The 18,258-nt window shown below is 65.3% G+C and carries 16 protein-coding genes; 7 read left to right on the forward strand and 9 right to left on the reverse strand.

Annotation, left to right across the window (positions count from 1 at the left end; translation table 11 throughout):
* Window positions 1-22 precede the first annotated feature (22 nt).
* Window positions 23-4,564, reverse strand: coding sequence for a glutamate synthase large subunit (gltB, locus tag EPD66_RS21245; RefSeq protein WP_142850556.1), 4,542 nt, complete (start codon window positions 4,562-4,564; stop codon window positions 23-25).
* Between the two features lie 20 nt (window positions 4,565-4,584).
* On the reverse strand, window positions 4,585-6,039 hold the full coding sequence (locus EPD66_RS21250; RefSeq protein ID WP_142850557.1) for an NAD(P)-dependent oxidoreductase: 1,455 nt from the start codon (window positions 6,037-6,039) through the stop codon (window positions 4,585-4,587).
* A 303-nt stretch (window positions 6,040-6,342) separates the two neighbouring features.
* Between EPD66_RS21250 and EPD66_RS21255 the strand changes: the two genes are divergently transcribed.
* Complete coding sequence (locus tag EPD66_RS21255) at window positions 6,343-7,134, forward strand: undecaprenyl-diphosphate phosphatase (RefSeq protein ID WP_185961552.1); 792 nt, start codon at window positions 6,343-6,345, stop codon at window positions 7,132-7,134.
* A 25-nt stretch (window positions 7,135-7,159) separates the two neighbouring features.
* Here EPD66_RS21255 and EPD66_RS21260 read toward each other — a convergent pair whose 3' ends face one another.
* Entirely contained in the window at window positions 7,160-8,179 is a 1,020-nt protein-coding gene (locus EPD66_RS21260) for a DUF2125 domain-containing protein (protein WP_142850560.1), read from the reverse strand.
* Between the two features lie 70 nt (window positions 8,180-8,249).
* On the opposite strand from EPD66_RS21260, the gene EPD66_RS21265 reads away from it, so the two are divergent.
* Both EPD66_RS21265 and EPD66_RS21270 read left to right on the forward strand, forming a co-directional pair.
* The gene (locus EPD66_RS21265) at window positions 8,250-8,810 is read left to right on the forward strand and encodes a gamma-glutamylcyclotransferase (protein WP_255448607.1); all 561 of its coding nucleotides are present in this window, start codon (window positions 8,250-8,252) and stop codon (window positions 8,808-8,810) included.
* A gap of 97 nt (window positions 8,811-8,907) precedes the next feature.
* A complete protein-coding gene (locus tag EPD66_RS21270) occupies window positions 8,908-9,264 on the forward strand; it encodes a VanZ family protein (RefSeq protein ID WP_185961553.1) in 357 nt (118 codons plus the stop codon).
* On the opposite strand, the gene EPD66_RS21275 is transcribed toward EPD66_RS21270, so the two are convergent.
* Window positions 9,253-9,738 carry a low molecular weight protein-tyrosine-phosphatase gene (locus EPD66_RS21275; protein WP_142850562.1) on the reverse strand — a complete coding sequence of 162 codons (486 nt, stop codon included), beginning with the start codon at window positions 9,736-9,738 and terminating at the stop codon, window positions 9,253-9,255. The genes EPD66_RS21270 and EPD66_RS21275 overlap by 12 nt on opposite strands.
* Window positions 9,739-9,802: 64 nt before the next feature.
* On the opposite strand from EPD66_RS21275, the gene cobB reads away from it, so the two are divergent.
* Entirely contained in the window at window positions 9,803-10,516 is a 714-nt protein-coding gene (gene cobB, locus EPD66_RS21280) for a Sir2 family NAD+-dependent deacetylase (protein ID WP_142850564.1), read from the forward strand.
* A gap of 37 nt (window positions 10,517-10,553) precedes the next feature.
* Here the strand turns inward: cobB and EPD66_RS21285 are convergent, their stop codons facing one another.
* Window positions 10,554-10,832 carry a hypothetical protein gene (locus tag EPD66_RS21285; protein ID WP_142850566.1) on the reverse strand — a complete coding sequence of 93 codons (279 nt, stop codon included), beginning with the start codon at window positions 10,830-10,832 and terminating at the stop codon, window positions 10,554-10,556.
* A 236-nt stretch (window positions 10,833-11,068) separates the two neighbouring features.
* On the opposite strand from EPD66_RS21285, the gene EPD66_RS21290 reads away from it, so the two are divergent.
* Window positions 11,069-12,043: a magnesium transporter CorA family protein gene (locus tag EPD66_RS21290; RefSeq protein ID WP_142850568.1), complete on the forward strand. Its 975-nt coding sequence runs from the start codon at window positions 11,069-11,071 to the stop codon at window positions 12,041-12,043.
* Between the two features lies 1 nt (window position 12,044).
* Here EPD66_RS21290 and EPD66_RS21295 read toward each other — a convergent pair whose 3' ends face one another.
* The 4 genes from EPD66_RS21295 to lptG all read right to left on the reverse strand — a co-directional run bounded on the left by EPD66_RS21295 (window position 12,045) and on the right by lptG (window position 16,691).
* On the reverse strand, window positions 12,045-12,764 hold the full coding sequence (locus EPD66_RS21295) for a phosphatase PAP2 family protein (RefSeq protein WP_142850570.1): 720 nt from the start codon (window positions 12,762-12,764) through the stop codon (window positions 12,045-12,047).
* A 2-nt stretch (window positions 12,765-12,766) separates the two neighbouring features.
* Window positions 12,767-14,200 carry a glycosyltransferase family 39 protein gene (locus tag EPD66_RS21300; RefSeq protein WP_185961554.1) on the reverse strand — a complete coding sequence of 478 codons (1,434 nt, stop codon included), beginning with the start codon at window positions 14,198-14,200 and terminating at the stop codon, window positions 12,767-12,769.
* A 5-nt stretch (window positions 14,201-14,205) separates the two neighbouring features.
* Window positions 14,206-15,450 (reverse strand): glycosyltransferase family 9 protein, encoded by a 1,245-nt coding sequence (locus tag EPD66_RS21305; protein ID WP_142850574.1) that lies wholly within the window; start codon window positions 15,448-15,450, stop codon window positions 14,206-14,208.
* A 137-nt stretch (window positions 15,451-15,587) separates the two neighbouring features.
* A complete protein-coding gene (lptG, locus tag EPD66_RS21310) occupies window positions 15,588-16,691 on the reverse strand; it encodes an LPS export ABC transporter permease LptG (protein WP_142850576.1) in 1,104 nt (367 codons plus the stop codon).
* A 165-nt stretch (window positions 16,692-16,856) separates the two neighbouring features.
* Between lptG and EPD66_RS21315 the strand changes: the two genes are divergently transcribed.
* Window positions 16,857-17,420: a cob(I)yrinic acid a,c-diamide adenosyltransferase gene (locus EPD66_RS21315; protein ID WP_142850578.1), complete on the forward strand. Its 564-nt coding sequence runs from the start codon at window positions 16,857-16,859 to the stop codon at window positions 17,418-17,420.
* Window positions 17,421-17,593: 173 nt separating this feature from the next.
* A partial coding sequence (locus tag EPD66_RS21320) for an electron transfer flavoprotein subunit beta/FixA family protein (RefSeq protein WP_142850580.1) occupies window positions 17,594-18,258 on the forward strand: 665 nt, incomplete at its 3' end.

Consider the following 18,258-nt stretch of genomic DNA (forward strand, 5'->3'; position numbering starts at 1 on the left):
CTCTCTGTTCAGGTTCCGGTGATCAAGCCGGGACCTTTTCCCGTTGGGCCGTCACCGGCACTTCCAGGCGGGTGAGCATTTCCTTCGGGACGACCTGCCAGAAGCGGGTCTTGGCTTCGTGCCAGTTGACCAGGATGTTCTGGGCCCAGGCCGACTGAGTTTCGCGGACATGCTCTTCGATCAGCTCCTTGAGCTGGTTCTCCCAGTGCTCGACCTCGATGCGCTGGTAGATCACGCTCTCGGTATTGACCTGATGCTGGAAGCTGTCGTCGGTGTCGTAGATGAAGGCCATGCCGCCGGTCATGCCGGCCGCGAAATTGGCGCCCACCGAACCCAGGATGACGGCCATGCCGCCGGTCATGTATTCACAGCCGTTCGAGCCGCAGCCTTCGATCACCACACGGGCGCCCGAGTTGCGGACGGCGAAGCGTTCGCCCGCCTGGCCCGCCGCGAACAGCTTGCCGGCCGTGGCCCCGTAGAGGACCGTGTTGCCGATGATGGTGTTCTCGTTGGTCTTCAGCGGGCTGGAGACCGGCGGGCGGACGACGATGGTGCCGCCCGACAGGCCCTTGCCGACATAGTCGTTGGCATCGCCGAAGACTTCCAGCTTCAGGCCCTGCACCGAGAAGGCGCCGAGCGACTGGCCGGCCGAGCCGCGCAAGCGCACGGTGATATGGCCGGGCTGCAGGCCGGTCATGCCGAAGCGCTTGGTGATCTTGTGGCTCAGCTTGGTGCCGATGGCGCGTTCCACGTTCCGCACGGTGTAGGTGAGCTGCATCTTCTCACCGTCTTCCAGGGCGGGACGGGCGTCCTTGATCAGCTGGGCGTCCAGCGTCTCGGGCACTTCGTTGCGGCCTTCGGCGGTGCAGAAGCGCGGGAAGCCGCCCGTATCGGCCTGGGCCAGCAGCGGGTTCAGGTCGAGGTCGTCGAGATGCGGCGAACCACGGCTGACCTGGTGCAGCAGGTCGGTGCGGCCGATGATCTCGTCCAGGCTCTTGGCGCCGAGCTGGGCCAGGATCTCCTTGACCTCCTCGGCGACGAAGCTGAACAGGTTGACGACCTTTTCCGGCGTGCCGGTGAACTTCTGGCGCAAAGCCGGGTCCTGGGTGCAGACGCCGACCGGGCAGGTGTTGGAATGGCACTGGCGGACCATGATACAGCCCAGGGCGATCAGGCTGGTGGTGCCGATGCCGAATTCCTCGGCGCCCAGCATGGCGGCGATGACGATGTCGCGGCCGGTCTTCAGGCCGCCATCGGTGCGCAGCGTGACGCGGTGGCGCAGGCGGTTCAGCGTCAGAACCTGATGCACTTCCGACAGGCCCATTTCCCAGGGCAGGCCGGCGAACTTGATCGAGGTCTGCGGCGAAGCGCCGGTGCCGCCGTTATGGCCCGACACCAGGATGACGTCGGCCTTGGCCTTGGCCACGCCGGCGGCGATGGTGCCGATGCCGGCGCGCGAGACCAGCTTGACCGTGACCTTGGCTTCCGGATTGATCTGCTTGAGGTCGTAGATCAGCTGCGCCAGGTCTTCGATCGAGTAGATGTCGTGATGGGGCGGCGGGCTGATCAGGGTCACGCCGGGGGTCGAGTGACGCAACTTGGCGATCTCGACGGTGACCTTGAAGCCGGGCAACTGGCCGCCTTCACCGGGCTTGGCGCCCTGGGCCACCTTGATCTCGATCTCGCGGCAATTGTTCAGGTATTCGGCGGTGACGCCGAACCGGCCCGAGGCCACCTGCTTGATCGCCGAATTGGCGTTGTCGCCGTTCGGGGCGGGCTTGTAGCGCGCCGGGTCCTCGCCGCCTTCGCCGGAGACCGACTTGGCGCCGATGCGGTTCATGGCGATGTTCAGCGCGCCATGGGCCTCGGGGCTGAGGGCGCCCAGCGACATGCCCGGCGTGACGAAGCGCTTGCGGATCTCGGTGATGGATTCCACTTCGTCGGGGGAAACCGGCGCCCCCAGCGGCTTGAATTCCAGCAGGTCGCGCAGATTCACCGGCGGCATGCGGCGCAGGCCTTCCGAATAGCGCTTGTAGGTGGTGTAGCTGTCGGTGGCGACGGCGGTCTGCAGGGTGTGGATCAGCGTGCCGTCGAAGCTGTGCACCTCGCCCGAGCGGCGGTAGCGGTAGAAGCCGCCGACCGGCAGGGACGGATTGTTGGCGGTGAAGGCCTTGCGGTGCTGCTCGATGACCTTGTGCTGGATACCGGCCAGGCCCAGGCCGGAAATGCGCGAGGCCATGCCGGGGAAGAATTCCGCCACCAGCGAGCGCGACAGGCCGACCGCTTCGAAGCAATAGCCGCCGCGATAGGAGCTGATCACCGAGATGCCCATCTTGGACATGATCTTCAGCAGGCCCTGGTCGATGGCATGCTTGAAGTTGTGCATGCATTCTTCCAGCGTCATGCTGCCGAACAGGCCGCGGCGATGGCGGTCGGCAATGCTTTCCTGGGCCAGATAGGCGTTGACGGTGGTGGCGCCCACGCCGATCAGCACGGCGAAATACTGGGTGTCCATGCACTCGCCGGAGCGCACGTTCAGCGAGGTGAAGGTGCGCAGCTGCTGGCGGACCAGATGGGTGTGGACGGCGGCGGTGGCCAGGATCATCGGGATCGGCGCGCGGGTGGCGCTGACCGCCTTGTCCGACAGGATGACATGGGTGCAGCCGCCGCGCACGGCATCCTCGGCCTCGCGCTGGATGCGGCTGATGGCATCGCGGAGGGCGGTGTCGCCGCCATTGGGGTCGAAGGTGGAATCGATCTCGGCCGCCGTGTCGCCCATGTAGCGGCGCATGGCCTCGAATTCCGCATTGGTCAGCACGGGGCTTTCCAGCTGCAGCAGGTCGCACTGGGTCTCATCCTCGTCGAGGATGTTGCCCAGGTTGCCTAGACGCGTCTTCAGGCTCATCACCCGCTGCTCACGCAGGGAATCGATCGGCGGGTTGGTGACCTGGCTGAACATCTGGCGGAAATAGTGGTGCATGCCGCGGTAATGCTCGGACAGCACGGCCAGCGGCGTGTCGTCGCCCATCGAGCCCACGGCTTCCTTGCCGTCTTCCACCATCGGGTGGAGGATCAGCTCCAGGTCTTCCATGGTCAGGGCATAGAGCATCTGGCGACGGCGCAATTCCTCGCTCGCCAGTTCGGTCGGCTCGGAACGGTTCTGGATCAGGCTGTCCAGTTCGGTGATACGCTTGATCCATTCGCCATAGGGCTTGTTGGCGGCGAACAGGTCCTTGACCTCGGTGTCGCGATAGAACTTGGCGGCCACCAGGTCGACGGCGATCATCTGGCCGGGGCCGACACGGCCCTTTTCCACGACATCGGCTTCGGCGACGCGGACCATGCCGGTTTCCGAACCGACGATCAGCAGGTTATCGCCGGTGATGGTGTAGCGCAGCGGGCGCAGGCCGTTGCGGTCGAGACCGGCGACGACCCAGCGGCCATCGGTGGCGCACAGGGCGGCCGGGCCGTCCCAGGGCTCCATCACGCAGTTCAGATAGCTGAACAGGGCGCGGTGCTCGGCCTTCATGGTGACGTTCTGGCCCAGGCTTTCGGGCACCAGCATGGACTTGACCATGGGCGCCGGGCGGCCGGCGCGGACCAGCAGCTCGAACACGTTGTCCAAGGCAGCGGAGTCGGAGCCGCCGGCCTGGACCACCGGCTTCAGGTCCTCGATATGGTCGCCGAAGATCTCGTGCGCCATGCGCGTTTCGTGCGACTTCATCCAGTTGACGTTGCCCGTCAGCGTGTTGATCTCGCCGTTATGGGCGAGCATGCGGAAGGGCTGGGCCAGACGCCAAGTGGGGAAGGTGTTGGTCGAATAGCGCTGGTGGTAGATGGCGAAGCGCGAGACGAAGCGCTCGTCCAGCAGGTCGGGATAGAACACCGACAGCTGTTCGGCCAGGAACATGCCCTTGTAGATGATCGAGCGGGCCGAGAGCGAGCAGATGTAGAACTCGGTGATGTTCTCGGCCAGCACCTTCTTCTCGATGCGGCGGCGGATCACGTAGAGATCGGTCTCGAACTGCTCGTCCGACACGCCGCGATTGTTCGCCACCATGATCTGTTCGATCTCGGGACGGGTGGCGTTGGCCTTCTCGCCGATGACGCTGACATTGGTCGGGACCTGACGCCAGCCGTAGATGGTGTAGCCGAGATTGAGGATCTCGGTTTCCACGATGGTGCGGCAGCGCTCCTGCGCCGACAGGTCGGTCTTGGGCAGGAAGCACATGCCGATGGCCAGACGGCCCGGCTGCGGCTCATGGCCGGTATGGCGGATATGTTCCTTGAAGAAATCCTGCGGGATTTCGACATGGATGCCCGCGCCGTCGCCGGTCTTGCCGTCGGCATCGACGGCGCCGCGATGGAACAGGACCTTCAGCGCCTCGATACCGGCGACCACCACCTTGCGGCTGGGCTTGCCGTCCAGCGCGGCGACCAGGCCGACGCCGCAGGAATCCACTTCCTGCTCGGGCCGATACATGCCGTTGGCCTCGAGATGGGCGGCATTGGCTTTCCACTCGGCAATATGCTTATCGCCGTCGTTGCGGATGATCTCGTTCATGGAATGCCCTCCGTGCCCTATCACTGCGCCGCCGCGACGCGCTGGTCGGCGTCGGCCTTGGCCTTGGACTGAATGTAATTGTGGATGGATGCGGCAGCGTCGCGACCGTCACGGATGGCCCAGACCACCAGCGAGGCGCCGCGCACAATGTCTCCGGCGCCGAACACGCCGTCCAGATTGGTCATCTGGGTGCGGAAATCGACCTTCACCGTGCCCCAGCGCGAGACGGCCAGTTCGGGGGCGCCGAACAGCGCCGGGACGTTCTCGGGATCGAAGCCCAGGGCCTTGATCACCATGTCGGCCTCGATGTCATAGGCCGAGCCGGGGACGACGGTCGGGGTTTGGCGGCCCGAGGCATCGGCCACGCCCAGATGCATGCGCACGGCCCGGACATGGGTCACCTTGTCCTTGCCCAGCACCGCTTCCGGCGCGGCCAGCCAGACGAATTCGACACCTTCTTCCTCGGCATGGGCGGTTTCGCGCTTCGAGCCGGGCATGTTGGCGCGGTCGCGGCGATAGAGGCACTTGACCGACTTGGCGCCCTGGCGGATGGCGGTGCGCACGCAGTCCATGGCGGTGTCGCCGCCGCCGATCACGACCACGTTCTTGCCCGCCGCATTCAGGGTGCCGTCTTCATATTCCGGCACGCTGTCGCCCAGGCTGACGCGGTTCGATGCGATCAGGTAGTCCAGCGCCTTGTGCACGCCGGGCAGGTCGCCGCCGGGACAGTCGAGGTCGCGGGCCTTGTAGACGCCGGTGGCGATCAGCACGGCGTCATGCTTGGCGCGTAGGTCGTCCAGGGTGGCATCGCGGCCGATTTCGAAATTGGTGTGCAGATGCACGCCGCCGTCGGCCAGCAGCTTGGCGCGGCGCTCGACGATGTGCTTTTCCAGCTTGAAGCCGGGGATGCCGTAGATCAGCAGGCCGCCCATGCGGTCGTGGCGGTCATAGACATGGACCTGGTAGCCGAGGTTGCGCAGCTGGTCCGCCGCCGCCAGGCCCGCCGGGCCGCCGCCGATGATGCCGACCGACTGCTCGCGTTCCTGCACCGGGGCCGGGGGCTTCACCCAGCCCTGCTCGAAGGCGTAATCGGTGATGTATTTCTCGACCGAGCCGATGGTGACCGAACCGTGCTTGGACTGTTCCAGCACGCAATTGCCTTCGCACAGGCGGTCCTGCGGGCAGATGCGGCCGGTGATTTCCGGGAAGTTGTTGGCGCCCGAGGCGATGGCATAGGCTTCGTCCATGCGGCCGTTGGCGGTCAGCATCAGCCAGTCGGGGATATTGTGCTGCACCGGGCAATGGACTTGGCAGAAGGGAATGCCGCATTGCTCGCAGCGCGAGGCCTGGTCGCCGGCCTGATCGGGCGAGAAGCCGGAATAGATTTCGTCGAAGTCCTCGCGCCGCTCGTCCGCCGTGCGTTTCGGGGGCATCTGCTGGTCGAGCCTGATGAATTGCAGCATCTTGCGCGTCATCGACATGTACTCCGGGTCAGTGTTCGGGACCTCCGTCCAAGGCAGCCGGAATGCGCGCGCTTGTCCGACACCTCTGGAAGGGAAGACCCTATTACGATGAATCCTCGGGCATTTCCAGGGAAAAGAGTCGGATAGGTAAGTATTGGTGACCTATTTTCCGGAAGCCCTCTTGCGACCCTTCGTCGCCTTCGCCGTGCTTGGCCCTTCTCTCTCGTAAAATAGGTCCGAAACGGGACTATATCGTCGCTTCTAGAGATTATGGGGCAATGCTATAACAAACTGTGTATAGCGTGCGGGGTGCGCGTGACTTTTCTATATCTTGTGATGGCGGCGGCCACCCTGGCTTTAGGTGAGGTGCTGCCCTTGGACGCGGCGGCGCATTTCCTGCTCTGGCCCGTCTTCATCGAGGGGGGGCGTCCTCCTCTGTCCGTCCTGGCCGCATCCTGTATCGGCCTGGCCCTCGGCCTGTTGGCCTTTCTCTGGCGCGACGTGGGCGCCATCGGCACCGGTTTGTGGCGCAGCGCCAGGGGCAAGAGCGGCGGATCGGCGGTGGCCCTGGCCGGAAAGCTGGCCCTGGGCTCCCTGCTAGGCGGTGCCCTGGCCTGGGGCCTGCTGTTCGTCCTGCCGCTCCGCTGGAGTTTTGCCGTGACGGGCTGGGCGGCGCTGATCGGCGGGCTGATCCTGTTCGCCGCCGACCGCATGGGCATGACCGTCCGCCGGATCGAGCACATCACGCCCCTCGGCGCGATGGTCCTGGGCGGCGCCCAGGCGCTGGCGCTTCTCCCCGGCATCGGCCGCACCGCGATCACCTGCGCCCTGGCCCGTCTGCAAGGCTACGAGCGCCCCGACGCCTATCGCCTGTCGCTGCTTCTCGCCATCCCCGCCCTGCTGGCCGCCGGCCTGTGGATGGGATGGCATATGCCCGCAATATCGGAAGGCCCGGGCCTGCTGGCAAGTGCCGCCGTCACCGCCTTTTTCGTGGGGATCATCGGTGCCTCGGCCCTGTCCGCCCTGATGCGCGAAACCGGTTTCGGCCTGCTGGTCCTCTACCGGCTGGCGCTGGGCGGGCTGCTGCTGCTTTTCGCCTACGGCTGAGGCGTCCGAGGGGCTTTTTCCGGACTTATTCCCAGACCACCCGCGGCAGGCGCGTCACCGGCACGGGCCCGACCGACAGCGTCCGGTCCTGGACGGTGACCGGCACGGTCAGGCTGGGGCGGCCGTCGGCGCCGGGGCGGGAGATGAGGCCCAGCACCAGCTTCAGCATCTCGGCTTCCTGACGGCCGATGGCGCCTTCGCTCCGGAAACCCTCCACCGCCTGCTGGAAGCCCTGGACCTGGGCGGTCAAGGCGGCTTCGGGCTGCAGCTCGCGGTCGAGGGCCAGCGTGCCTTCGGCGGCCAGGGAGAGGGTGCTCCAGTTCAGCTGCAGGGCTTCGATTTCCACCGTTCCGCCGTCATCGCGCCAGGCGGCCAGGCTTGCCGGGCCTTCGTCCTGGGGCATGCGGCCCATCACGGCACCGGCCAGCCGGGCCCGCTCGATGCGCGGTCCCAGGACCGAGGGGAAGTCGGCGGGCATTTCCAGGCCCAGCAGCCCCAGCGAGAAGCGCAGCGACGGCTGGGTATGGTCGGGCGGCGGCGGCAGGGGCTGGACCATGGCCGTGACTTCCTCGAAGCCCTGGGCCGGGGCGCGTCCGGCCGTCAGGCTGCCCTGGGCGAGGCGCAGCCCCATCTCCGTGACGCCGCCGAAACCCAGATAGACCAGACCGTCGACCTCCTGAGCCTCGATCAACAGGCGCTCGCCCAGCGGCATCTGCACCTCGTGCCGTCCGGGGGCGGCGAGGGTCACGCGGCCAGGCTGGAAGGGCGGCACCGTGGCGGTCAGGTCGGCGCCGCGCCAGACCAGCCCGTCGGGCCGGGCGATTTCCGGGCGGAGGACGGTCAGGTGCAGGGTGAAGGGAAAGCCCGCACGTTGCACGCCGTCATGATCGACATGCCAGCCTTCGGCACGGCGTTCGGCGATCCAGGTTGCGAGCCTGCCCTCGACGGAGCGGGCGAGGCCGTGCCAGTAGAGCGTCCAGCCTCCGGCGGCGAGAACGAGCAGCAGGGCGAAAAGAGACAGCAGGATTTTGGCGCGGCGGGTCATGCGGGTATCCCAAATGCGGCGGGGCTTGTTACTATTATCCTGTCGGAGCGGAATATGCGAGGTGGCGCCGGTGTCGCATGAACAGCTGTCGCAGGAAGGGGATCTGTGGGTTTTCGCCTATGGTTCGCTGATGTGGCGGCCGGATTTCGATTATGTGGAAGTGCAGACCGCCGTTCTCTATGGCTGGCACCGTTCCATGTGCATCCTTTCCCACCATTACCGGGGGACGCCGGAACGGCCGGGGCTGGTCCTGGGGTTGGACCGCGGCGGTTCTTGCCGGGGACGGGCCTTCCGGATCGATGCGGCGCGGCGCGAGGCGGTGATCGCCTATCTTTACGAACGCGAAATGATCACCAATGCCTACATCCCCCGCTATCTTGCCGTGCGGCTGGGAGACGGCCGCCGCCTGCCGGCGCTGACCTTCGTCGTCGATCGCGAGCATGGCCAGTATCTGCGTCCCAACAGTCCCGAACAGGCCGCCGCCATGATCCGCGCCAGTTGCGGCAAGATGGGGAAGTGCCGGGACTATCTGGCCAATACCGTGGCCCATCTCGATTCCATGGGGCTCCGCGAAGGGGCCCTGCACCGGTTGCTGAAGCTGGTGGATGCCCCTGACGGCGCGGAAGGCTGACAGGGCTGGCGCTTTCCCGTCTCCCACGGAAGTGCAATCGCCAAGGATGGTTTCCCGTCTCCATCTTTGTGGCTTGTTCGAAGGATGGAGGAGTTTGATGGTGAAATTACGACAACTGATCGCGGAATTCCGTTTTCTGATCCTGGCCGCTTCCGCCGTCGGTTTCGCCATCATCGCCTATCTGTCCCTGCAGCCCTGGGCAGCCCCGCCCGGCGGCGGGATGGACAAGCTGATCCATCTGGGCGTCTATGCCGCCGCCGTGGTGCTGCCCGTGGCGGCGGCGCCCAGCCGGCGCTCCGCCCTTCTTCTGGCCTTCTGCGGTTTTCTGCTGGGGCTCGGGTTGGAATGGCTGCAGGGGTTCGTGCCGGGACGGGCGGCGTCGCTGGGCGATGCGGTCGCCAACACCATCGGCGTCTTCATCGGCTCCGCCATCGGCTTCAAGCTACGGCGTTAGCGCCTCGAATTCCCGGCGGATATGGTCCAGCAAACCCCGCGACGCCGCCTCGACCAGGTCGAGCACCGTCTCGAAGCCGTCGGGGCCGCCGTAATAGGGATCGGGCACCTCGCTCACGCCCAGATGGGGTGCGAAGTCCATGAACATGGCGAGCCGGTTTTCGAAGCCCGGCGGGCACAGGCGGGAGAGCAGGCGGTGATGGCCTTCGTCCATCGCCAGCACCATGTCGAATTCCAGGAAGTCGTCGGCCGAGACCTGCCGGGCGCGCAAGTCCCGCAGGTCCACGCCTCTTTCCAGGGCGGCGCGGCAGGTGCGGGGATCGGGCGGGGCACCGATATGGTAGTCATGGGTGGCGGCGGAATCGGCGGCGATGCGCCCCGAAAGCCCGGCCTGGGCGACCAGGTGGCGGAATACCCCCTCGGCGGTGGGCGACCGGCAGATATTACCGGTGCAGACGAAAAGCACCTTGACCATATGTGTACCTCCACTGACCCTGAAGCGGCTTATCATGATCCCCGGGCAGAATGAAGGCTGAGCAATGCACGACCCTATCGTGATCCTGACCGGTGCCGGCATTTCCAAGGAATCCGGCCTCGACACTTTCCGCTGCGAAGGCGGCATCTGGTCGAAGGTGCGGCTGGAGGACGTGGCGACGCCGGAAGGTTTCCTGCGCGACCCCGATCTGGTCCACGATTTCTACAATGCCCGGCGCGAAAGCCTGCGCGATCCCGCCGTTCGGCCCAATGCGGCGCATGAGGCCCTGGCGCGGCTGGAGCGGGACTATCCGGGCGAGGTTCTGCTGGTCACGCAGAATATCGATGATCTGCACGAACGGGCCGGTTCGCGCAACCTGATCCACATGCATGGCGAATTGACCAAGGCCCGTTGCGATGCCTGCGGTTCCGTCCTGCATTGGCCGGGGCCGCTGGGGCAGGGCGACAGCTGCCCGAACTGTGCGGTCACCGGCCGTCTCCGCCCCCATGTGGTGTGGTTCGGCGAAATCCCGCTGGACATGGAACGCATCTACGACGCCCTGGACAATTGCGGCCTGTTCCTGTCCATCGGCACCTCGGGCGCGGTCTATCCCGCCGCCGGTTTCGTGCAGCATCTGCGCATGGCCGGGCAGGCCCGGACGGTGGAACTGAACCTGGACCCGTCCGAGGGCGCCAGCCTGTTCCATGACGGCATCTACGGCCCGGCCAGCCAGGTCGTCCCGCAATTCGTCGAGACGATCCTGGCAGGCAAGGTGTAGGGGGCAGGCAAGGTATAAGGGCGGGCCGTCTTCTTCCTCAGTGCCCGCCGCCGCAGCCGCACCCGCCGCCGCTCTTCGGCGCTTCCTCTTGTCCGGGCTCTTCGGGGGCGTGGCGGATGGCGCCCTGATAGATGCGGGACTGGCGTCCGTCATGGGTGACGGCGACGAAGCGGTGGTTGTTCTCGTCCTCGCCGAAATCCAGGGTGATCTCGCCTTTTTCCAGGGCGGCGACGACATCGGCCTCGGGCAGGTTCAACGCCTTGGCGATGGAGCCGATCAAGGCATTGATCTCCTGGTACATCTCGCGCTGGTCCAATTGGCTCTCCTTGAAACGAATGCGGATAGGAAAAGGGATGGTCGGGCGGCTGTCATGGCTGCGGCCCGGCCTGCCTTGCGGCATCTAGGATTTTCCGTCCTTCCGGCCAGCCGGGCCTGTGCGCGGGCAGGATACATGACGGCGGCGGGAATGGGAAAGGGCGGGCGGGAAGGGTACCGCCCGCCCAGGCGATTGGGTATCGTAGGAAACGGTTTTGCGCGGCGTCACGAGGGAACATGATCCACGTTTACACTCCCGGCCAGGACAGGCTGATCGAAGGCGGGCCCGAAAGCCTCGGCGAGGCGGCTCTGTGGATCGACCTGCTGGAGCCTAACGACGAGGAACGGGCGGCGGTCGAGCGCTTTCTCAGCCTCGTCTTGCCCAGCCGCGACGCCATGCAGGAGATCGAGGCGTCCAGCCGGATCTACCGGCAGGAAGGGGCGCTGTTCCTGACGGCGCCGGTGCTGACCGCCTCGGCCACGCTGGAGCCGCGCAATACCGCCGTGACCTTCATCGTGACGGCCAAATGCGTCGCGACCCTGCGCTATGGTACGCCGCAGCCCTTCACCGTCTTCGCCCAGCGTTCCACCCGCGAGCGCGGCTATGCCACGACGGCGGAAAACGTGGTGACGGGATTGCTGGACGAATTGATCGGGCGGCTGGCCGATGTCCTGGAGAAGGTGGGGGCGGAACTCGATGCCCTTTCCCACCAGATATTCCGTGCCCCGGAACTGGCGCCCCGGAAAAGGCGGCGGCCCATCGGCGACGACATGCAGCTCGTCCTGCGTGCCATCGGCCGTCACGGCGACCTGACCTCGAAGGTGCGCGACAGCCTGCTCGGCCTGGACCGGCTGGTCGGCGTCCTGCTGGCCGAAAGCGCCGCCAGCAAGCTCGACCGCCAGCGGCTGAAGTCCCTGGCCCGCGACATCCGCTCGCTGTCCGAACATGCCGATTACCTGTCGGGGAAGACCACCTTCCTGCTGGACGCCACGCTGGGCGTCATCAGCATCGAGCAGAACAACACCATCAAGATCTTCTCGGTGGTGTCTGTGGTCTTCCTGCCGCCGACCCTGATCGCCAGCATCTACGGCATGAATTTCGACGTCATGCCCGAGCTGCATTTCCCCGGCGGCTATTTCATGGCGCTGGGCATGATGATCATGGCCGCCATTTTGCCCTATCTTTATTTCAAGCGCCGGGGCTGGCTATAGCTTAGGGTTTCACGTGGAACAGGCGGGGGAGGCTGCGCCTTTCCACCAGGATCACGCGGTGCAGCCAGAGGCAGAGGGGGATGACGATGATGGCCGAGAAGACCACGTCGCTGAAGAAATGCCCCCCTTGCATGATACGCACCATGCCGACCATGCAGCCGAAGAGGAAAGCGGCCGTCATGGCGTGAGGACGCCAGGAAGGGGGCACCAGCAGGGCGAAGGCGAAGACCCAGAAGCCCAAGGCGGCATGGCCCGAGGTGAAGGAACAGTTGGTGGCGCATTGATTGGCCATCATCAGCGGCGGCGTGAACTCGGCCGTCCCGCCGAATTCGAGGATCTGGCTGGGGCGGGCGCGCCCCCAATGGCTCTTGAACAGGGAATTGACGATCAGGCCCGGCCCGATGATCAGGCTGGAGGACAGGAAAAGGGCCACCCTGGGGGTGATGCCGAAAATCACCCGATTGAGGAAATGGCTGGTCGCGGCCAGCACGATGATCAGCACCAGCCCGCCGATGAGCATCGGCGGCACGTCCTTGCGGATGAATTCCAGGACGGGGGAATGGCGGAGGAAGAACCCTTCCCCCTCGTGATAGAACAGCTCCGAGATGCCGAGATCGATGCCCGGGAAGGCCACCAGCGTGAGCATCACGATCGTCAGGAGCCAGAGCGGATTCAACTTGTCCTTGGGCACCTTGGCACGCAGATCATCAATCCTGTTCATGACTATTCCTTCCGTCCCACGCGGTAGATGAGGAAATGCCGCGATTTGAAGCCGGGGCGTTCGGCGGTGAAGTCGCGGATCAGCTCGGCATGGCCGAACAAGGCCTGCAATTCGTTCAGACGGTCATTGGTCGAGACATAGAGCCCCGCCATCGAGGACCAGTCGCTGCCCGCGTCCCAGCGGGAATATTCGCTGCGCCGGCTTTGGGTGGGGATGCGCACGCGCGGCTGCCCCTCCAGTTCCAGCCAGAGGATCGAGGCCCGCTGCAGATGGTCGGCGAAGATCATGTCCCCGGGCTGTCGCAGCCGGTCCACTTCCCGCACCATCTCGGAGAAGCCGAACAGGCGGTTGTGGATGTTCTGCTCGCCCGTCAGGCCCACCGCCATGGGGAAGCGCAGCACCAGCGAAATCAGCAGGGCCAGGGCGAAACCGGCTAGGGCGGTGCGCTTCAGGCCGCGCTGGAGGATGAAATCGGCGACCAGGGGCAGGGCGGCGATGATCGCCGGTACCGCCCAGTTGAGCTGCATCTTCTCGAACAGCCCCTTCCACAGGAAGAAGCACAGGGGGAAGAGGAAGAGGATCGCCAGGTAAAGGCGGCTGTCCGACGGCCAGACGGCGCGCGGGCGCAGGGCGGCCCAGACCATCAGCACGAAGATCACCGGAGAGGCGATCAGGAACTGGCCGCCCAGGAATTCGAAGAAGGGGCCCCAGCGCACGGCGAAACTGTCGGAACTGCCGTGATGGTATTGGAACAGGAAGCTCTCGAAGCCGTTGGCGGCGTTCCAGGCGATGACCGGCGAGAAGGCGAGAAGAGCCAGGGCCAGCCCCGCCCAGGGCTTCCACGACAGCAGCAGGCGGGGGCGGCGCAGCAGGATGAACAGGGCCAGCCCGGCGATGAACAGCACGGCGGTGTATTTCGCCAGCAAGGCCAGCCCGGCGGCCAGGCCGCACAGCAGCCAGTCCCGCGTCCGGCCTTCCAAGGCGGCGGCGCGCAGGCCGTGATGGAGCGCCATGGCCCAGAACAGCACCAGCGGCGAATCGGGGGTGGTGATGGCATAGGCCACGGTGACGGCCGGCAGCACCAGGCAGAGCAGCAGCGCCACGCTTCCCGCCGCATTGCCGAAGGCGGCGCGGGCGGTGAGATAGATGTAGAAGGCCGCCCCCGACATGCAGGCCACCGCGACCATGCGGATGGCCAGGGCATTGTCGCCGAAGATGGAAGCGGCGAGCCGGTTGAGATAGGCGATCAGCGGCGGATGGTCGTAATAGCCGAGCTGGAGATTGCGGCTCCACACCCAGTAATACGCTTCGTCGGGATGGACCGGAAGGCTGAGTGCGTAAAGCAGATTCAAAAGGGAAATGATGGCTAGAAGCAGTCCCGCCTGGGCCGGGGTCAGGGCCTGAAAGGCTCGGGTCAGGGCGGGCTGGGCCATCATGCCGGTTATCCCGTGTGCTGCACTTGCCTGAGGCCGGCGGCGCGGTGGCCGGGGTCCTCCAGCAGCCTGGCGACCACCTCCATGACCTGGGCCGGGGTGATCGCCTGAAGGCATTTGTTGTCGGTACAGGCCGTCTTGCGGTGGTTCCAGGCCGAGACGCAGGGCGAGCAATTGAGACCGGCGAAAATCGGATAGGTCTCGCCCAGGGCGCCGTAGAGGGCGGGCGTCTCGGGGCCGAACAGCACCACCGTCGGCATCCGGGTGGTCGAGGCGAAATGGGCCGGGCCGGAATCGTTGGTTACCATCAGCACGCTCTGGTGATAGAGCGCGGTGAGCTGGCGGAAGGGAATGGCACCGGCGAAATTGACGCAGCGCGGATCGTCCACCTGCCGGGCCAGAACCTCCAGCCCTTCCCGTTCGGGCGGCGCGCCGGTCAGCAGCACCTGCACGTCGGGGGCATGGGCGAGGATCATGCGGATCAGTTGCGCGAAGCTTTCGCGCGCCCAGCGCCGCTGAGGCAAAAGGTCGCTGGCATTGGCGTTGATCAGCACGATCGGCCGCCCTTCCGAACCGGGGGCCGCCTCGGCGATCTTGGCGGCCACGGCCTCGACATCCTCTTGCGCCACCACCGTCTTCTTCAGGGTGATGGCGTCGTCCTCGACGCGGATCTTGGCGAAGGGAACTTCCGGCTCTTCCGCATAGAGGGCATGGACCAGGGACAGGAAGTTCCGGGTGATATGGACATGCGGATTGTAGAGGACCCGGTGGGTCAGCATCTCGCCGCGATAGACGCCTTCGCTGTGGAAGCGATGGAAGCCGACGATGTTGCGTGCGCCGCTATAGGCGGCGAGCAGGGCCGTGAAGCGCGAGAACAATTCCAGGTCGATGACCGAATCGATCTGCCGCTTGCGGGCCCAGGACAGGAAGCGCAGCGTATCGCCCAAAAGCTCGCCGATCCCGCCTTCGCCGATGGTGAAGATGTTCTCTTCCGGCACGGTGCGCAGGAGGTCGAGACTGGCCTTGTTCTTGCGGAAGATCAGGAAATGGAGGTTGGCGCCCTGTTCCTTCAGCTTCTCCATGGCCGGATCGACCAGAATGGCGCTGCCCATCTCGGACAATTCGATCAGCAGCACATTCTTCGGCCGCACCGGCTTGCGCAAGGGACGCACCAGGCGAAACAGCAGGCTCGACAGTGCGCAAAGCGGAACGCCCGCGTTGCGGTCGATCATCCGCATCGTGTCAGGTGTCACAACTCCCCCCTCAGGAAACCCTGACCGTCCTCCCTCGGTCTGCGGATGAGGGAGAAATCACGCTTTCGCGGTTCTCGCCCCCACAGTTCTGCAATGCCTGAAAGAGCGTTGCGCTGTCAACCCAAACCCTTCGGGGGCTAACCATCTTCCAGATGGAACAGCATGGCCATGCCGATCATCCCGGTCACCAGGACGGGACTCCAGGCGGCCAGGAGGAGCGGCAGGCTCTCGGACAGGCCGAAGACATAGATCAGGCGCGAGAAGAAATAGATCAGGAAGCCCGCCGCCACGCCGCCCATGACGCGCCGCATCACGCCGCCGCCGCGCTGGTTCGGCTTGAGCGAGAAGACGGCGGCGATCAGCACCATCGAGCAGAGCAGGAAGGGAGAGGCCAGCAGCGAATAGTAATACATGCGGTGCTTGTGGGCCGAGAAGCCGGCGCTCTCGAAGAACTCGATGAAACCCGGCAATTCCCAGAAGGACAGCGCCTCGGGCTTGGCGAAATTGTCCTGGATGCGGGAAAGCGTCAGGCTGGTGGGCAGGCGCAGGCTGTCATGCGGCTCGGGCAGGTTGCCGGGATGATAGATCACCGCCTCTTCCAGGTCGAAATGCCCCGGCACCAGCTTGCCGCTTTCGGCATCGATGCGGCTGAGGAAGCGGTCCCGCGAATCCAGGCGGTAGATGGTGACCCGGTCGAGCTGCAGGGTCAGCCCGTCCTGCCGCACGGTCCGGGCTTGGACCACCGCCATGGTGCCGTCCGGTTGGCCCTCGCGCAGCCACAGCCCGCCCCGGCCGACCTGCAGGGAATTGTTGCGGCTGAGATACTGGCTCTGCAACTGGTCGAACTTGGTATAGAAGGTGGCGGCCAGCGGATTGATGGCGGCGACGTTGATCACGCCGATCACCAGCGACAGCAGCAGCACGGGCGTCAGGAACTGCCAGGCGGAAACGCCGATCGAGCGCGCGACGACCAGTTCATGGCTGCGGGTCAGGCGCCAGAAGGTCACCATGGCGCCCAGCATCACCGCAAAGGGCAGCACCATCTGCACCGTCTGCGGCGCCTTCAGCAGGCTCATCGCCAGCACGGCGCCGAAGGTCGCCGTCTCGCTGCCGCTGGCCCGCCGCAGCAGGTCGATGACCTCGAACAGCAGGATCAGCCCCATTACCAGCAGCAGAAGCGTGAGAAAGGAAACCAGGAAGTTCCGGCTGATGTAACGGGTCAGGATCGGCGAGAAATTCATCAAGGCTCCGGTACTGCGCCTCCCCCCGTCGTGGAAGGAAGCCCTCTTGCTAGAGGGAGGGGTGCATAAAATGCCCTTGTCGGGACAGGCTCGCAACCACGAGACGTCCACGCTATATGAGTAGCGCGTTGCGCAGCCCAAGCTTCAAATAAAACGGAGGCGCTGATGGTACAGCTTACCCGCATCTATACGCGCGGCGGAGACAAGGGCAAGACATCTCTTGGCGATGGCCGGCGCGTGGCCAAGCATGATGCCCGGGTGGCGGCCTATGGCACGGTGGACGAGGCCAATGCCGCCATCGGCCTGGCGCGCCTTCATGCCACGGGCGAGGCCGACGCCATGCTGGCGCGGATCCAGAACGACCTGTTCGACCTGGGGGCGGATCTCTGCACGCCCGAGCAGGAAAATCCCAAATATCCGCCGCTGCGCATCGTCCAGGAGCAGATCGACCGGCTGGAGGCCGAGATCGATGCACTGAACGCGGACTTGTCGCCGCTGACCTCCTTCATCCTGCCCGGCGGCAGCCCGGCTTCGGCGCATCTTCATCTGGCGCGGACCATCGCCCGCCGCGCCGAACGCCTGATGACCGAACTGGCCGAGGCCGAGGAGATCAACCCCTTGGCGATCGCATACATGAATCGCCTGTCGGATCATCTTTTCGTCCTGGCCCGCCACCTGAACGGCCAGGGGAAAGAGGACGTTTTGTGGGTACCGGGCGGAAATAGATAGCTTTGGCGGCACGGGGCTTGCACTTTCGGCTGGGTTGGTTGACACCCCGAGTCCCAAAGCTTATTGTGCAGTGCAATACTTAGAAAGGTATGGGGTTCCCCTATGCCTTTGGACAAAGTATTCTGCCCGCTTTCTTAAACGGGCGATTGCGCCCTGTTGATCGCAGAGGTCCTATGAAGGTACTTGTCGCTGTCAAGCGCGTGGTCGACTACAACGTCAAGATTCGCGTGAAATCGGACAATTCGGGAGTGGAGACGGCGAACGTCAAGTTCTCCATGAATCCCTTTGACGAGATTGCCGTTGAAGAGGCGGTCCGTCTGAAGGAAGCGGGCAAGGCGAGCGAGATCGTCGTGGTCAGCCTGGGTGTGTCGCAGAGCCAGGAGACGATCCGCACGGCGCTGGCGATGGGTGCGGACCGCGGCGTTCTGGTTCAGAGCGACGAGGAGCTTCAGCCTCTTGCGGTGGCCAAGCTTCTGAAGGCGGTGGCCGAGAAGGAGCAGCCGCAGCTGGTGATCCTGGGCAAGCAGGCGATCGACGACGATTCGAACCAGACCGGCCAGATGCTGGCGGCGCTTCTGGGCTGGCCGCAGGGCACCTTCGCCTCGAAGGTGGAGATCGGCGAGGGCGCGATGACGGTGACCCGCGAGATCGACGGCGGGCTTGAGACGGTCGAGCTGAAGCTGCCGGCGGTGGTGACCACCGACCTACGGCTGAACGAGCCGCGCTACGCCTCGCTGCCCAACATCATGAAGGCCAAGAAGAAGCCCATCGACACGCTGACGCCCGCCGATCTCGGCGTGGACGTCGCGCCGCGCCTGGTGACGCTGAAGGTCGAGGA

Source organism: Telmatospirillum sp. J64-1, from assembly GCF_006980715.1.
In the GTDB taxonomy this organism is placed as follows: domain Bacteria; phylum Pseudomonadota; class Alphaproteobacteria; order Rhodospirillales; family Magnetospirillaceae; genus Oleiliquidispirillum; species Oleiliquidispirillum nitrogeniifigens.